This window comes from Rhodococcus sp. G-MC3 (assembly GCF_030063335.1).
Taxonomy (GTDB): Bacteria; Actinomycetota; Actinomycetes; order Mycobacteriales; family Mycobacteriaceae; genus Rhodococcoides.
The window spans coordinates 165136-180123 of record NZ_JASISW010000009.1 but is presented as its reverse complement, the minus strand read 5'-3'; the positions used below and the strand labels follow the sequence as shown (position 1 = coordinate 180123).

Genomic DNA, 14988 nt, shown 5'->3' with positions numbered 1-14988 from the left:
CGGGTCGACAGTTCACCGAGCGGGGAGAAGCGCGGTGCCCTGATCGAGGGCGGCGTTCAGCGTTGGACCCGGATCCGCACCCTGATAGACGATCGACTCGACGGCGTCCATCATTCCGTCACGAATCTGCAGATAGTTGTTGCCGGGCATGGATACCCACGGCTCCATCGACTCCAGCTGCTGGAGGTTCGGACCGATCAGGGGGCTCGTCGCCGCCCAATTTTGAAGCCCCTCGGGATCGTCGACAAGCCCGGTACGCAACGGTAGGTAGCCGATGCCCTGCGATATCGCGGTGTAGGACTGCTCGCTGGTCAGGAACTTCATGAGTTCCCACGACGCCCGCTGCTTCGCGGGGTCGGATGCGAACGTGAACAACGACGCCCCCGAGTTGGTGGGAACGACAGGCTCGTCGCCGAAGGACGGCATCGTGGTCGCACGCAGATCCCATTTGTCCTTGGCGCCCTTGGTGAACGTCCCCTGTATTGCGCTGGTCTCGAGAATCATTCCCATATCGCCACGAGCGAAAGCCTCGTATCCCTGCTGCTGGCTCAGCACTGGCGTCGCTCCGTCGGCAACCAGACTCTGAGCCATCGTCGTGGCTTCGACGGCCGCCTCGTCGGCGAACTCGAGCGACGTCCGATCCTCTGAGATGACGCGTCCACCGTTCGACCGAACCAAGCTCTGGAAGCACCAGTCTTTGGCCGACTTGGTAAGGCAGTCGAGGTACACCCCGCCCTTGCCGGTTCGGTCGGCAATGGTCTTCGCCGCGTCGGCAACCTCGTCCCAGGTCGAAGGCGGATCGGCGGGGTTGAGGCCGGCCTGCTCGAACAGTGTTGCATTGTAATAGAAGACGGGTGTGGAGAACACGAACGGGACGCCGTATGTGGTCCCGTCCCAGTCGGCCAGGGTGCGTGCGGTGGGTGCGTAGGCGTGCTTGGTTCCGTCGAAGTTCTTCTGTACTTCGTCCTTGCCGAAGAGGTTGTCGAGCGACTGGGCTCCCAGTTGGTGAATGGTGAAGTCCAGGTCACTGAACCCGAGCTGTGCAACGTCCGGGGGTGCCCCCGCGACCGTTTGGTTCTGAATGCTCGAGACGGTGTCCGTTGCGGGGTTCGGGCTGTTTCCCTGCGGCTTCTGCGCCGTGACGGTGATGTTCGGGTGTTGCTTCTCGAATTCGCCGATCAGGGTGTTGAACGTGTCGGTCCACGCACCAGCGAGGCCGTAGTTGTAACTCTCGAAGACGATCGAGACCTGCTGGTCATCGGTCAGTTCGGGCACCGATGCGGAGGCGGTTGCCGCCTCCGTCGTCGTCGTGCTGCCGAGACCGCCGCACGCGGTCAGCACGAGCGCACTTGTTACGAGTGCGCCCACGCCGAGAAGGGTCCTGTTCACTGAAGCTCCTGGTTAGGTTCGGTCGGGAAAGGAGAAATTGTGGTCTAGGACGTGAAGACCGGGATGCTCGTCGTCTCGCGAGCGGTGGTGCCGATGTCGGCGACCGCGTGCTCGTTCTGCCAGATCAGCCGGCGCCCGGTATCACGGTCGAACAGGTGGATGTCCGACGTTTCGAGGCCGAGGTGGACCCTGTCACCGGGTCGTACGTCGGATGGTCGAGAAACTTTCGCGCACAGGGAGTTCTGACCAACGAGCACGTGAACCAGTTCCTCGCTCCCGAGGTTCTCCACTGTGGTGACCGTTGCCGGGTTTCCAGTGCCGCCCCGGCGCAGAACAATACGCTCCGGCCGTACGCCGACGGTCACGGCGCGGCTGGCGACGTCGGTGGATGAAATACCAAGCGGCATCGAGAATTCGGTTGCTTCGGCGTACAGTTGACCGCCCCGGCTCAACACGTCGGCCTCGATGAGATTCATGGGAGGCGCACCGAGAAAGCCGGCCACGAAGGTCGATAGCGGAGTGTCGTATAGCTCGGTCGGAGTGCCAACCTGCTCCACGCGCCCGTTGTTCATCAACGCAATTCGAGAGGCCATCGTCATGGCCTCGACCTGGTCGTGAGTGACGTACAAAAACGTGGTGCCGATCCGGTTGTGCAGTTCGATGAGCTCGGTTCGCGTCGCGCTCCGCAGTTTTGCATCCAAATTGGACAGGGGCTCGTCCATCAGGAATGCGCCGGGATCGCGGACCATGGCTCTCGCCAGTGCAACACGCTGCCGCTGTCCACCGGACAATTCACCCGGCCTCCGTCCCAGCAGCTGGGTCAGATCGAGGATCGATGCCACGTTCGCAACGCTGTCGGCGATGGATCGTCGCGAGACCTTGCGGGCGCGCAGGGGAAATCCGATATTCTTGGCGACGGTCAGATGCGGGTACAGAGCGTAGCTTTGAAAGACCATTGCAAGATCTCTCTGACGTGGAGCTGCCGAGGTGATGTCTTTGTCGTCGAGCAGAATCTGGCCCGACGTCGGCTGGGTCAGCCCGGCCACCATACGGAGGAGGGTCGACTTGCCACAACCACTCGGTCCCAGAAGGACCATGAATTCGCCGTCCGCAATGTCGAGACTCACGTCAAAAATCGCATGGGTGGCACCGAATTTCTTCGACACCGATTCGAGTTGAATTCGACTCAACGTGTATCTCCTTGTCGTGCCCGTGATCAGTAGGAACATGCCAACACGCCACTGTGTACCCAGGGTGAACACCGGTTGCCGTAGTGGTGCGCCGAGAGCGATGTCGGTGCGCGGACCTGGGCCGATAGGATTTTGGACGCGTGCGATCGACGTCACGCGAACCATGAGATATTCAGGATTCCTGCGGTCCTGGCCAACCAGAATAGGCGTTGACTATCGCTTCCCATCGAAAGAGACGGTGCATCAGAGTATTTCGGATTTCGAGCATACGATGTTCGAGTGACTTCGGATAGTGATATCTCCCGAACCGATACATCCGCGAGCCAGCCTGAACTTCGTCGGCGCACCCTCCTGTGGGGCATCTGCGCGGTGACGTTCATCGTCTACCTCGACACCAGCATCGCTCCGGTAGCGATTCCGTCCATCGCAGACCGCCTGGATGGCGGAGACACTGCGGCGCAATGGATTCTGGACGCGTACACATTGGCATTCGCGTGCCTGCTGTTGTCGGGCGGGCTGCTCGGCGACCGATTCGGTACCCGGCGCATGTTGCTCGGTGGCACCGGTGCGTTCGGGCTCGCATCGATCGTCTGCGCCCTCGCGCCGACCATGAGCGTGCTGATCACGGGTCGCGCCTTGCAGGGCGTGTGCGCGGCGGTCATCGTTCCCTTGTCCGTCGCGGCGTTGACCACACACTTTCCCGACCCGACGGCCCGGGCGAAGGCTATCGGCCTGTGGGGTGGCACCGCGGGGGTTGCCCTTGCACTCGGACCGCTGGTCGGTGGGGTGCTGGTGTCGTCGGCGGGATGGCAGTCGTTGTTCTGGATCAATGTTCCCATCGCGGTGCTCGCGTGGGGTGCACTGCGGATTTCTCTGCGTCCCAGGGAAAAATCGCGTAGCGGTGGTGTCGACGTCCTCGGCCAGGCCTTCTTCGTCGCGGCAGGTGTCGGCGCCACACTCGCGGTGGTCGAAGGCCCGCATCGCGGCTGGGCGGATCCGTTCGTGCTGGTGACCTTCGGGGTTGCGGCTCTCTCTGCGGCGGCGTTCGTCTTGTGGGAGCGCCGCACCGAGCTGCCGATGTTGCCGCCGGGACTGCTCCGCATCCCCGAAGTCTTCGCTGCATGTGCAGTCAATTTCCTCGGATTGTTCGGCCTCTACGGCGTGCTGTTCATCCTCACTCTGTACCTGCAGGGGGAGCAAGGCCTCAGTCCGATCGCGACGGGCCTGCAATTCCTCCCGCTCTTCGGCGCAATGGGAATCGGATCGCTGAGTGCCTCGTATATCGTCGGTCGGCTCGGTACCCGTCCGACGATGTTGCTCGGGCTCGGCTCGATCTGCGCCGGGATGCTGGGTCTGTTGTCGATCCCGGCGGGCGCACCGTTCGCCGTCTACGGAGTCGCACTCGCCTTGCTCGGGATCGGCATACCGCTCTCCGGCGGTGTCGTCGCGATTGCCGCGATGATGAACGCGGTTCCGGCGGAGTCGGTGGGTGCCGCATCAGGCGCAATGAATACGTTCCGGCAGTTCGGCGCCGTGTTCGGCGTTGCTGCTGCGGCCATCGCGTCGCCGCGCGTGGGGGACGAGGTCACGTCGATGTCGACGACATTCGTCATCGCTGCGGTGGGAGCCCTGGCGGGTGCGGTCCTGACGGCCGTCGTGCTGCGGCCGTCAGGACCACGCGAATGAGAGATCAGGAAGCGGGGGTCGCGACACCCGTCCGAATCCAGTCGGTCGCGACCCGAGCGATCACCGGTGAATCCTTGACCCACTCGAAGTGATCGCGGTGGGTGACCGGGGAATCACCGTCGATGTGCCAGCGGGACACCGCGGCCGCCTTCATCTTCGATTCCAGGAAGTCGACATTCGATTTGGGACCCAGATGGTCGTCGGCGAGCGAGATGGCCAGGACCCGAGTCGTCATCTCCGCAAGCAAGCGGTCGTAATCACGGGACGTTCCGGTGGGTCGGTAGTGACTGGTCAGGGAGTGCCGCGACCAATCGACCATGACGCGCCCGGCCATGGCCCCCGGAATCAGGACACCGCCCGGCCAGTGTCCTTTGACCCGTGCGACCAAGCCGATCCACTGGATGTCGCGCAGCGCCTCAAACCACCGTCGGATACCGAAGGCGCGCCAGTAGACCGTCCCGGTGCCGATCACCGTGACACTCTCGACCGCGCCCGGGTTTGCCGCCGCGTAGAGCAACGAGAGCTGACCCCCGAGGCTGTGACCGAACAGGTGAAGCTCACTGTCGGGGAAACGCTCTCGCACTGCGGCGGTCACGGCGGGGAGATCGATCTCGATCATCTCGCGGTAGCCGAAGTTCGGCTGATCCAGCAGTGCGGGTGTGCTTTCGCCTTGTCCGCGAAGATCGCACAGGGCGACCGACACTCCCTGTGCATTCAGGGCTTTGGCGAGGTGCATGTAGTGCTTGGCCTTCATGACCATGGCCGGGAGGATGAGAACCACCGGAGCCGACGGGTCTGCCGCCGGCACCGATCGAACCGTGAACGTGATTCCGCCCGCGACCTCGACGGGCAGAGATTCGAGCAATGAGTATTCGGAGGGGCGCCGGGCTGGCGTCTCCTTCTCGGCAGCCTGGGGGCCGCTCGGTGTTCCCGAGGTTGTGGACATCGGTTAGACCTGCCCGTCGGAGACGACGACGTCGCACACGTAGTCGAAGGTGAACTTGGCGACGGTGACGTCGTCGTCGTTCACCATCAGCGCTTTGCCGGTGAGCTCGAAGCGTGCGTCGGACTCGGCGGCGAGAATGGCTCGCATCTCCCGCTCGTCAACGGTTGCGATCGCACGGATATTTCCCGAGGCGGGCTTGCGATACGTCGAGCTCGCCGAGCGCACGACGAGACTCTCGACGACGTACAGCCTCGTTGCGGCGGCACCGACGAACGCTGCAGCTCCAGCGATATCTGCTGCGGTGAACAGCGCGCCCGCGTGGACGGTGTTCATGTGGTTGACCACGTGAGGTTCGCGCGGAATCTCGACGACGGCTCGATCGGGACCGATCTCGGTGACAATGGTCCCTACGTGTTTTCCGAACGGCACGAGGGAGTTGGACACCGATCGAAGGTGCTCGTAATCGGGTGCACCGCCGTCGATGTCACCGAACGCTGCAGCGAAAAGTCCGACCCGATGGCCTGTGGCGGACGTGGAAGTCGAAGTGGACACGATGAGCTCCGTTCTGTTGTGTGTGAAGACGTGGGTCAGCGGAAGGGACGCAGCACTCGGCGGGCTATGGACCACCGCAGGACCTCCGACGGGCCCTCGTAGATGCGGAACGCGCGTGCCTCGACGAGGAACCGGGCGACGAGGTGGTCCTCGCAGACACCGAGGCCCCCGTGGAGCTGGACCGACCGATCGAGAATTCGCCACACTGCCTCCGAGACGAAAGTCTTTGCGATGGAGGCGCTGTGGCGGGCGCTGGAGGAATCGGCACCCTCGGTGTCGATGATCTCCGCAGCTCGGCGGATTAGACCGCGTGACGCTTCTATGTCGATCTCGCTGTCGGCGACATGGGCCTGTGCCATTCCGTGGTCGGCGATGGGGATGCCGAACGATGAGCGACCGACGATGTGGCGGGCGGCCATTTGGTGGGCACGCACGGCCAGGCCGAGCCAGTTCATGCAAAAGACCAAGCGGGACGGTGCGAGCCGGACCCCGGCGTAGAGCATGCCTTTCCCCTCTTCGCCGAGCACGGCGTCGGCGGGGACCTCGCATTCGGTGAACTGCATCTCGCAGTGCCCACCCGGAATGCTGTGGTCGAGCGTCGGCATGCGCCGTCCGACGTGCAGACCCGGGTTGTTCTGGTCGACCATGAACATCGTGGGACCGTTCGGGGTGACTGCCATGACGATGGTGAAGGTCGCCCCGTCGGCTCCCGTGGTGAAGTGTTTGGCACCGTCGATCACCCAGCCCGAGTCGGAGCGGCGCGCCGTGGTCCGCAACATGGACGGATCAGAGCCGGTCCCGGGGGCGGGTTCGGTCATCGCGATAGACGAGCGGACGTCTCCGGACGCCAGAGGGGCCAAATAGCGTGCGTGCTGATCTGGTGTGCCGGCGTGCTTCAACAAGTGGATATTGCCGTCGTCGGGCGCCGACGCATTGACTGACAACGGCCCCAATAGGCTCCCGCCCGACGCTTCGAGGACGCGGGCCTGCGCACGCGTGGACAGCTGCAGGCCGCCGTACTCGGTATCCGACAGGGGTCCGAAGACACCGGCGTCTTTCGCCTTACGCTGTAATTCGAGACGCATCTCGTCGTCGACTATGCGGCCCTCGACGATGACCTCTCGCTCGACGGGCAGAACGTGTTCCTGCACGAAGGCCGCGGTCCTGGCGACCAGCAGGTCGACTGTCTCGGGGGTATCGAATCTTTGGATGCGATCGATGTCTCGTTCGACGGTTGTCATAGCGTCAAGTGTCGGGCGGCGGGTCGTGCGAGTGGGGCCGCGATAGGCGACGCCGATCGCACGACATCGATGGGGCCCACGGCGTGCGAGGGTCACGGTGTTCGCCCAGCCTGGGGTGTGCGAGACGTCCACGACCGAAGGAGCAAGAGTGTTGGAAGCCGGTATGTTCACAGTGGTCGTCGTCGGACGTTCGGATGTCGCTGCGGACGTGATCGCACTCGAACTCGCGTTACCCGACGACGGTGACCTGCCCGGGTGGAATGCAGGCGCGCACGTGGACATCGCTGTCAGCGGTGATGACGTCCGGCAGTACTCCCTGTGTGGCTCGACAACGGAGAGGACTCGGTGGCGCGTCGGGGTGCTGCGCGAGCCGAACGGGCGCGGTGGGTCGGCCTACCTCCACGACCGTGCACAGATCGGATGCACCGTTCAAGTCTCGTTGCCGCGCAACAATTTTCCTCTCGTCGACGCTTCGGCGTACGTGTTCGTAGCGGGTGGGATCGGCATCACCCCGATACTCCCGATGATCGCCGCCGCCGAGTGCGCCGGTGCGCCGTGGCAGCTGTACTACGGGGGGCGCACCCGCGCCTCCATGGCGTTCGTCGACGAACTCGCCGCTCACGGAGACAAAGTTGCGATACTCCCGCAGGACGAAGCAGGGCTGCTGCCGCTCGCCGACATCGCTCGGACCGCCGGTGCCGAGACCGGCGTCTACTGCTGCGGACCGGAGCCGTTGCTCGCGGCGGCAGAACAACACGGTATGGGTGCCCTGCACGTGGAACGGTTCGCACCGCGTCCCATCGTCGTCGAGGAGCCGGACTCAGCATTCGATGTACGTATCGTCAGCACGGGCGAGACCATCCGAGTCGGCCCGGACCAGGCGCTGGTGGACGCACTCGAACGCGCAGGCGTCTCGGTAGTTACCTCCTGCCGAGAAGGGACCTGCTCGAGTTGCGAGACGAAGGTGCTGAGCGGGAGCCCGATTCACCGCGACTCCGTTCTGAGCGACGACGAACGTGAGCGGAGCGAATCGATGATGGTGTGCGTCTCGAGGGCCGCTGTGTCACCGGTCCTCGAGCTGGATCTCTAGACGAACTCGCCCCGCAGGTAGCGGGCCTTGGCGTTGGCTCGCATCAACTTGCCGCTGCTGGTCTTCTGCAGTCGCTTGTCCGTTGTCACCAGCTCACCCACCGTGAGACCGTGCTCGCGAGTCACCGCCTCCCGCACCGCGGACGGATTCACGTCATGATCTGCAGGCGTCTCCGCAACGATCACCAACGTGTCGATTCCGTGGGAGTCGGCAATCGCGAATGCCGCGCAGGTCAGGGACTTCGGCGCCTTGAGGTGGATTTGCACGGTGTTCTCGATGTCGTGCGGGTAGTAGTTCTTCCCCCGGACGATGATGACGTCTTTGATGCGGCCGACCACGAACAGTTCACCCTCGACGACCGCGCCGAGATCGCCGGTACGCAGTTCTTTGACGATCTCGCTACGGCCCCAGTAACCGGGGCTCACGTGAGGACCGGAAACACGTATCTCGCCGATCATGCTGTTCGCGAGCGAGTCGGCTGAGTTCGGATCCGCTATTCGAACGAATCCATCGGTGGCGGGCACGCCCGACCCGACGACCGTGTGCGATCGGGTGCCGGTCGCGGGGGTCAACCGTCCGCGAGTGAGTTCGTCGGCGTCGACATGCATGGTTCGGGGGCCGCGGCCCTTTACGCTCCCTGCCACGAACAACGTCGCTTCGGCCAACCCGTAGCACGGGTACATCGCCGACGGGCGAAAACCGAAGGGCGAGAACGTAGAGACGAAGCGCTCGATCGTGGCTGCGCGGATCGGTTCTGCGCCGTTGAAGGCCACCTGCCACGAGACGAGGTCGAGGTCGGCCGGTATCGGGGTCCGTTCGGCGTGTGTCACACATGCGTCGAACGCGAAGTTGGGTCCTCCGCTCGTGTGAGCCCGATACTTCGACACTGTGAGAGGCCACAGCAGTGGCCTGCGGATGAACGTCCACGGCGACATCAAGATGCTGGTGGTGCCGAGGTACAGCGGTTGGAGAACGTTACCGATCAGGCCCTGATCGTGGAAGAGCGGCGCCCACCCGACGAACGTGGAGTATCGATCGTGCCCGAACGCGGCCGCAATCATGCGCTGGTTGGCGACGAGATTGCGGTGGGTGACGCAAACTCCTTTCGGACGTGACGTGGATCCGGACGTGTATTGCAGGAACGCAATCGATTCCTGCCCCGGTGGGGCGAATTCCACGTGGTCGCCTTCCGACGTCTCGTCGACTGTCATCCACACGAGCCCGCCTGTCACCGCGACCAATTCATCTTCGGTAGCGGATCGCGTGGGCGCGTCGGACAAGACGACCGACGGCGCGCAGTCCAGTACGACGTTGTGGATGCCATCGTGCGGTCTACCCGGCCGAGGCGGGTTCACCGGAACGGCGATCACGCCCGCATACAGACAGCCGAAATACGCGACGATGAAGTCGAGACCGGGTCCGAACAGCAACAGAGCTCGGTCTCCTGGCCCGCACTGGGTGCGCAGTGCACTTGCAACGTCTACTGCGCGCGTGTGCAGTCGTTCGTAGGTGAGGATCTCGTCTTCGTCACCGGCCGCGTCGAGAAACACGTACGCCCGGGCGCCTGGGGTGTCGTGCGCTCTCGACTGCAAGATGTCGGTCAGCAGGGCGGTCACAGAGCCGCACCGATGATCGCAGCGATCGCGTTGCGATGATTCTGGTGGAAGAAGTGCCCTCCCGTGAACGAGTGGGTAGCGAAGGCAGCATTCGTATGGCGACTCCAGGCGGTGATCTCGTCGGGGTCGACAACGGGATCGTTCTGAGCGTGGAAGCCCGTGATCGGACATGGGAGCCCGCCGTGGGTCCGATACGAATATGTCTCGCACACCTCGAGATCCGCCCGACTGACCTTGACGGTGTAGCGCAGCAACGACGCGCTGCGCTGCGTGGCGCGCGGTGTTCCGCCCATTTCCTCCAGGGCGTCGACGAACTGAGTTTCCGGCAGTCGGTGGACAGTCCGCCTGCTCGCCGGCAGATGCGGTGCGCGCCGGCCCGAGACGAACAGATGGCGCGGCGGACTGCCGGTGTCGGTCAGTGCCCGAGCCAACTCGAATGCGACAAGGGCTCCCATGCTGTGGCCGTACAGGGCAACGGGATTGTCCAGTGAACGTTCGACCTGCGCCGCGAGCTCGGCCACGATCGAGTGGATCTCGCGCAGTAGTGGTTCTGCTGCGGCGCCTTCTCGTCCTGGGAGTTGGACGGAATGCGCTGTGAGCCACGCCGGGAACGTCCACCGTGCAAACGACGACGCTCCTGCTCCGGCATGGGGGACGAGCAGGAGGGGCACTGCTGTCGTCGTCGTTACGCCATCGATGACGGCCGCAGGAGCGAACCACTGCCGTGAACTCACAGCGTCACCGGCAAGTGGGCAAGTCCGCGCACGATGGAGCTCCGGGTCTGCCACTGCAGTGCGGCCGCGTCGATCCTTCGCGGATCGTACTGCGTGAAGAGCGTCTCGACGGCGATCTCGGCCTGCATGTGCGCGAGAAGCGCACCGAGGCATCGATGCATCCCATGTCCGAAGCCGACGTGCTTCGCGCCCGTGCGGGCGGGATCGAAATCGTCGGGCCGGTCGAACACGTCGGGGTCACGATTTGCGGCACCAAGGCAGAGGAGCAGTTGATCTCCTGCGTGCACGACGTGTCCGTCGATCTCGGTGTCGGCTGTCGCGACGCGCTTGGTCATTTGCAGCGGACTCTCGTAGCGTACTGATTCGTCGATCAGGGCGCGTACGGGCAGCGTACCGGTGCGTAGTGCTGTCACCAGGTCGGGACGCGACAGCAGCGCCAGCGATGTATTTCCGATGAGCGCGGTCGTCGTCTCGTTGCCCGCGACGAAACACATGATGCACAGCACGACGATCTCGTCGACACTCAACTCGTCGGAAGCAGTGGTTGCAGTGAGCATTCGGCTGATCAAATCTGTGCCGGGGTGGTCTCGGCGCGCGTCGATCACGTGCTGCAAGGCCACCGTGAACGCGTCGACGACGGCGTGGACGCGGTCGAGGTCGGCCGCCGTCATCAATGTCGGCTCGAGTAGGAAGCGTATGTCGTGCGTCCAGCGACCGATATCCGGCCGCATCGAGGCGGGTAGGTTCATCCATTCACAGATCACCGTGATGGGAAGGTGCGCTGCGTAGTCCGCGATCACGTCGACGGATGCACAGGTGTGCACTGCATTCCGAAGCAGAGTCTCCGCGGTGACGCGTACGTGCTCGTGCAACGAGGAAATGGCGCGGGTCGAGAAGATCTGATTCGCCAAGCCACGCAACCTTGCGTGTTCGGGATCGTCAGTGAAAACCAGTGATGTGGTGCCTGTTCGACGGACGGCAACGGGGTCTTCCCGTCCGTACCGAGCCGTGTGCGCCGAGACCAGCTCGGGGATCAACGCCGCGCTGAACATGCTGTCGCGCAATACGTGTCGAACGTCGGAGTGCCGGGTGAGCACCCACATCCCGAGCGTTCTGTGCACCGGAGAGAGTGTGCGCAGCCGCTCGTAGTCGGGGTATGGATTCCTTCGAAAGGCCGAGGCGAATGGGTTGAATCGGACATGGGCCGGGGCGGTGTCTGCTCGGCCGGTGAGTGTCATCGTCGACCTCCGAAATGGCCGACGTATGGACGCAACACGATTCGCAGCAGTCCGATCTTGCCCATTCTGAATCCGAGTGCCGACATCTTCAGATACCGCTCGTATCGTTGCACGACATCATCGCCGACCAGGTCGACCGCCTGCGGCCGCTGAGCGCGAAGTCTGGCTGCCCATTCCTCGCAGGTCCAGGCGTAGTCGGCCCGGTCGTTGCGTAATGTGACGATCTCGAAGATTTCGTCGGTGGCCGTCGCGATCTCGGCGAGAGTCGGCAGATCGGCGTCTGGAAATATGTCGTTGGCGATGAAGCCGTTCGCGTCCGACGGTGACATGTTGGCGTACGCGATGGTCTGCAGCGACAGGACTCCACCGTCGGTGAGCCATCCGGCGCAGCGTGTGAAAAACTCGCGATAGATCGCAATCTTGTCGGTAGGTGAATCGGTGGGCCGGGCGAAGTGCTCGAATGCGCCTATCGAGACGATGGCGTCGACGTGCTCCGGTGGCTGGTAGTCCCTCCAGTTCTTGGTAAACACCTCGACTCCGGGAATTGCGCGGCTCCGAACATGTTGCGCCTGTTCGTCACTCAGCGTGAGACCGACGCAACGATCGACACCGCGGCCAAGTGATGCGCGCTCGAGCAGTCCGCCCCATCCGCATCCGATGTCCAAGAGACTGCGCGCCTCGTCTGCATCGACGGCGTCGAGATGCCATCGCAGTTTGCGGTCTTGGGCCTGCTCGAGCGAGTCACCGGGCTCTTGGAAAGCGCACGAATAAGACAATGACCCGTCGAGCCAGAGCCGGTAGAAGTCGTTGCCGACATCGTAGTGATACCTGATGGCTTCCGCGGTCTGCATGTCAGCTCGAATGCTCGTACAAGTACTGGGCGACCGCATCCAGGGTCGGATTCTCGAACAATGCCTCGGGCGGGAGATCTACGCCGTAACGAGACTCGATCTCTATGAGCAGTGCGACGGCGTGGGCCGAGTCGATGCCCAGACGGTCGAACGTAGCGTCGAGCGCGATCGTGCCCGCGGGCACTTCCAGCAGGCCGGCGACGTAATCTTGGCACCATTGCGCGATGGAGTGCTGCGTGAGTATGTCGGTCATGACCTTGCTCCTGAGACTGTGTGGTGGCGTACACGCTTGGAGTGCCGGCGCTCGGTGGTCGGAATTCCCACATCGTGAACCGCGCCGACAATGGACAAGAATTTGATCAACCAGTACCCAGGGTCGAAGCGATACCAATCGATTCCGAACGATGCGGAATCCGGGAACGCATGGTGGTTGTTATGCCATGACTCGCCGAACGTCACAAGGGCCAAAATTCCGGCGTTGCGGCTGTGTTCGCGCGACTCGTAGGGACGCGTTCCAAACATGTGCAAGAAGGAATTGATCGCCCAGACGATATGTTCGAGGACGAACATTCGGACGAAACCACCCCACAGAAGCCCGCTCACGGCTCCTTGCCAACTCCAACCAACAAGGCCGCCGATGGCCGCTGGAAGCACCAATCCCAGTATCACCCACACGTGGTAGCGGCGTGAGATCCTCATGACAAGAGCGTTTCTCAGCAGATCGGGTGCGTAGTGAACAACGTTCGGGTAGTCATGCCTTCGCATCCAGAGAAAGTGCGAATGGGCGAGACCGCGAATCCGTCCGCGGACACCTGAACCCTCCAAGTTCGGCGAGTGCGGATCACCTTCGCGGTCACTGCACTCGTGGTGCCGGCGATGCAGCGCAACCCAGGAAACGACTGGGCCTTGGCCGGCCATGGACCCGGCGATGGCGAGTACCGCGCACACCCACGGAGCGGCCTTGTAGCTGCGATGGGTGAACAACCGGTGGTAGCCGGCGGTGATACCGAGTCCGGTGACCAGCCACATGGAGAAGAAGAGCCCGAGTTCGGTGACACCGAAAGGCTGGACGGTGAGGAACCCGACAGCGGCCAGAGTCCCGACGATCGGGAGGATATCGAAGAGTATGAAGTGACGACGCTGAAGCCGGTGAAGATAGGAATTACTGATTGTCTTGCGCCGTGAAATGATTGGCCGATCGTCTGATAGTTCGGTCAATTCCAGCCTCCAGTCATGTCGAGGTACCGTCCTGTACACCATCGGTCGGAATCAAGAGCGACACTGCAACCGTACGATCGCTGTGCCGCACCTTCACGGCAGCGGGGCGAAGCCGATCGACGGATCGGACGTCACGATTGCCATCGCGTTTCTCGAATCGACTGGAGAGCGATGAATAGCTGTGCGGTCAGCCGAGCCCCCAATTGCGTTGTACGTGCCGCACCTGAACAACGACGGTGGCCATCGGTAGCGGCGGCGATGCTCGGCGTAGCACCTCTGCGCCGCGCAGTGTTCTCACGAAGTCAATGGAGAGACATCTGGTGACGAGCCTCCTTCGAATACAGTGAGGGTCCAGATTGGACTGTCAGGAATCGATTGCAGCACTTCAGGATACGCGTGCTATATATTGCTCGAAGCGCGATCTGGGATGAGGCCTGGTGGTCTTGTTCACCGCTCGGTACTACACCGTGCTGTCGCGGAAAATGGTTGGACAAGTGCAGTCTCGGCATGCAGCGAGCCCTCGATGTTCCTGCTTCATGCGGGCAACCCGAGGGCGCCGATCGTCATGGTGCGCAATATCGAACGGGTACTTCTGGAAGGAGTCTTGCCCGCGCTGTACGGGGTGGAGTTGATGAGTCCGAATACCGCATGTGCCGTGGTTCTCGCGTCGTTCTCGCCCAGGGATGCATCGGTGGCGCACAGGGTGGTCACCCACAGTTCGACGTATTCACGCTGCATCCGTCGAACCTTCCGCCGCGCTGTGTCAGGGAGTGTTTCCAGATCTCGGTCCTGTATTCGGATGTAGGCGGGGGAGTCGAACGCGAAGTCGAGGTGAAACTCGATCAACTGGTCCAGGGCAACGTCGCTCGCAGTGTGTTGTGTGACAACTTTTTTGCCTCCGTCGAGGAGAAACTGCGAGATCCCCACAAGCAGTTCGACCAACACGGCCTCCTTGTTGGGGAAGTGTCGGTAGACAGCAGGACCACTGATCCCCACTGCAGCACCCAGGTCTTCCAATCGCACCGATGCAAAACCTCGTTCTGCAAACAGTGAGGCCGCCGCGGTGAGAAGTTGATGGCGTCGTTCCGCCTTGCGTTGATCCCGCAAGGTCAGCGGCCTTGCTTCAGGTTCTTGTGCGGCCATGACCCCCCCATTTTTGGAATCGACGTTGGACAACTCGGTTAATCGTAGTTTACTATAGTTTCAGTTACTTCTTGTTAACTGATTCTGGTTTTCG

14 protein-coding genes are annotated in these 14988 nt (G+C 62.8%); 2 read left to right on the top strand and 12 right to left on the bottom strand.

What is annotated here, in order from left to right; all coding sequences use genetic code 11:
• Positions 1–12 precede the first annotated feature (12 nt).
• The gene (locus QMK17_RS12730; RefSeq protein WP_283509547.1) at positions 13–1389 is read right to left on the bottom strand and encodes an ABC transporter substrate-binding protein; all 1377 of its coding nucleotides are present in this window, start codon (positions 1387–1389) and stop codon (positions 13–15) included.
• Positions 1390–1433: 44 nt separating this feature from the next.
• Positions 1434–2579: an ABC transporter ATP-binding protein gene (locus QMK17_RS12725; RefSeq protein WP_283509637.1), complete on the bottom strand. Its 1146-nt coding sequence runs from the start codon at positions 2577–2579 to the stop codon at positions 1434–1436.
• A gap of 279 nt (positions 2580–2858) precedes the next feature.
• Here QMK17_RS12725 and QMK17_RS12720 point away from each other — a divergent pair, with 279 nt between their 5' ends.
• Positions 2859–4265, top strand: coding sequence for an MFS transporter (locus QMK17_RS12720; RefSeq protein WP_283509546.1), 1407 nt, complete (start codon positions 2859–2861; stop codon positions 4263–4265).
• A 4-nt stretch (positions 4266–4269) separates the two neighbouring features.
• Here QMK17_RS12720 and QMK17_RS12715 read toward each other — a convergent pair whose 3' ends face one another.
• The 3 genes from QMK17_RS12715 to QMK17_RS12705 are packed head-to-tail and all read right to left on the bottom strand — an operon-like array spanning position 4270 to position 7004.
• Positions 4270–5211: an alpha/beta hydrolase family protein gene (locus QMK17_RS12715; RefSeq protein ID WP_283509544.1), complete on the bottom strand. Its 942-nt coding sequence runs from the start codon at positions 5209–5211 to the stop codon at positions 4270–4272.
• A gap of 3 nt (positions 5212–5214) precedes the next feature.
• Positions 5215–5763, bottom strand: a complete 549-nt coding sequence (locus tag QMK17_RS12710; protein ID WP_283509543.1) for a YiiD C-terminal domain-containing protein — start codon at positions 5761–5763, stop codon at positions 5215–5217.
• Between the two features lie 35 nt (positions 5764–5798).
• Entirely contained in the window at positions 5799–7004 is a 1206-nt protein-coding gene (locus tag QMK17_RS12705; protein WP_283509542.1) for an acyl-CoA dehydrogenase family protein, read from the bottom strand.
• 148 nt (positions 7005–7152) lie between these two features.
• On the opposite strand from QMK17_RS12705, the gene QMK17_RS12700 reads away from it, so the two are divergent.
• Positions 7153–8094 carry a PDR/VanB family oxidoreductase gene (locus QMK17_RS12700; RefSeq protein WP_283509541.1) on the top strand — a complete coding sequence of 314 codons (942 nt, stop codon included), beginning with the start codon at positions 7153–7155 and terminating at the stop codon, positions 8092–8094.
• Here the strand turns inward: QMK17_RS12700 and QMK17_RS12695 are convergent.
• The 7 genes from QMK17_RS12695 to QMK17_RS12665 all read right to left on the bottom strand — a co-directional run bounded on the left by QMK17_RS12695 (position 8091) and on the right by QMK17_RS12665 (position 14894).
• Entirely contained in the window at positions 8091–9710 is a 1620-nt protein-coding gene (locus QMK17_RS12695) for a fatty acyl-AMP ligase (protein WP_283509539.1), read from the bottom strand. The genes QMK17_RS12700 and QMK17_RS12695 overlap by 4 nt on opposite strands.
• Positions 9707–10444: a thioesterase II family protein gene (locus QMK17_RS12690; RefSeq protein ID WP_283509538.1), complete on the bottom strand. Its 738-nt coding sequence runs from the start codon at positions 10442–10444 to the stop codon at positions 9707–9709. The genes QMK17_RS12695 and QMK17_RS12690 overlap by 4 nt, the downstream gene beginning before the upstream one ends.
• Complete coding sequence (locus QMK17_RS12685; protein ID WP_283509537.1) at positions 10441–11682, bottom strand: cytochrome P450; 1242 nt, start codon at positions 11680–11682, stop codon at positions 10441–10443. The genes QMK17_RS12690 and QMK17_RS12685 overlap by 4 nt, the downstream gene beginning before the upstream one ends.
• On the bottom strand, positions 11679–12533 hold the full coding sequence (locus QMK17_RS12680) for an SAM-dependent methyltransferase (protein WP_283509535.1): 855 nt from the start codon (positions 12531–12533) through the stop codon (positions 11679–11681). Before QMK17_RS12680 ends, QMK17_RS12685 begins: the two co-directional genes overlap by 4 nt.
• A 1-nt stretch (position 12534) precedes the next feature.
• On the bottom strand, positions 12535–12786 hold the full coding sequence (locus QMK17_RS12675) for an acyl carrier protein (RefSeq protein WP_283509533.1): 252 nt from the start codon (positions 12784–12786) through the stop codon (positions 12535–12537).
• Complete coding sequence (locus tag QMK17_RS12670; RefSeq protein WP_283509531.1) at positions 12783–13751, bottom strand: acyl-CoA desaturase; 969 nt, start codon at positions 13749–13751, stop codon at positions 12783–12785. Before QMK17_RS12670 ends, QMK17_RS12675 begins: the two co-directional genes overlap by 4 nt.
• A 534-nt stretch (positions 13752–14285) precedes the next feature.
• Positions 14286–14894, bottom strand: coding sequence for an SACE_7040 family transcriptional regulator (locus QMK17_RS12665; RefSeq protein WP_283509529.1), 609 nt, complete (start codon positions 14892–14894; stop codon positions 14286–14288).
• Between the last annotated feature and the right edge of the window lie 94 nt (positions 14895–14988).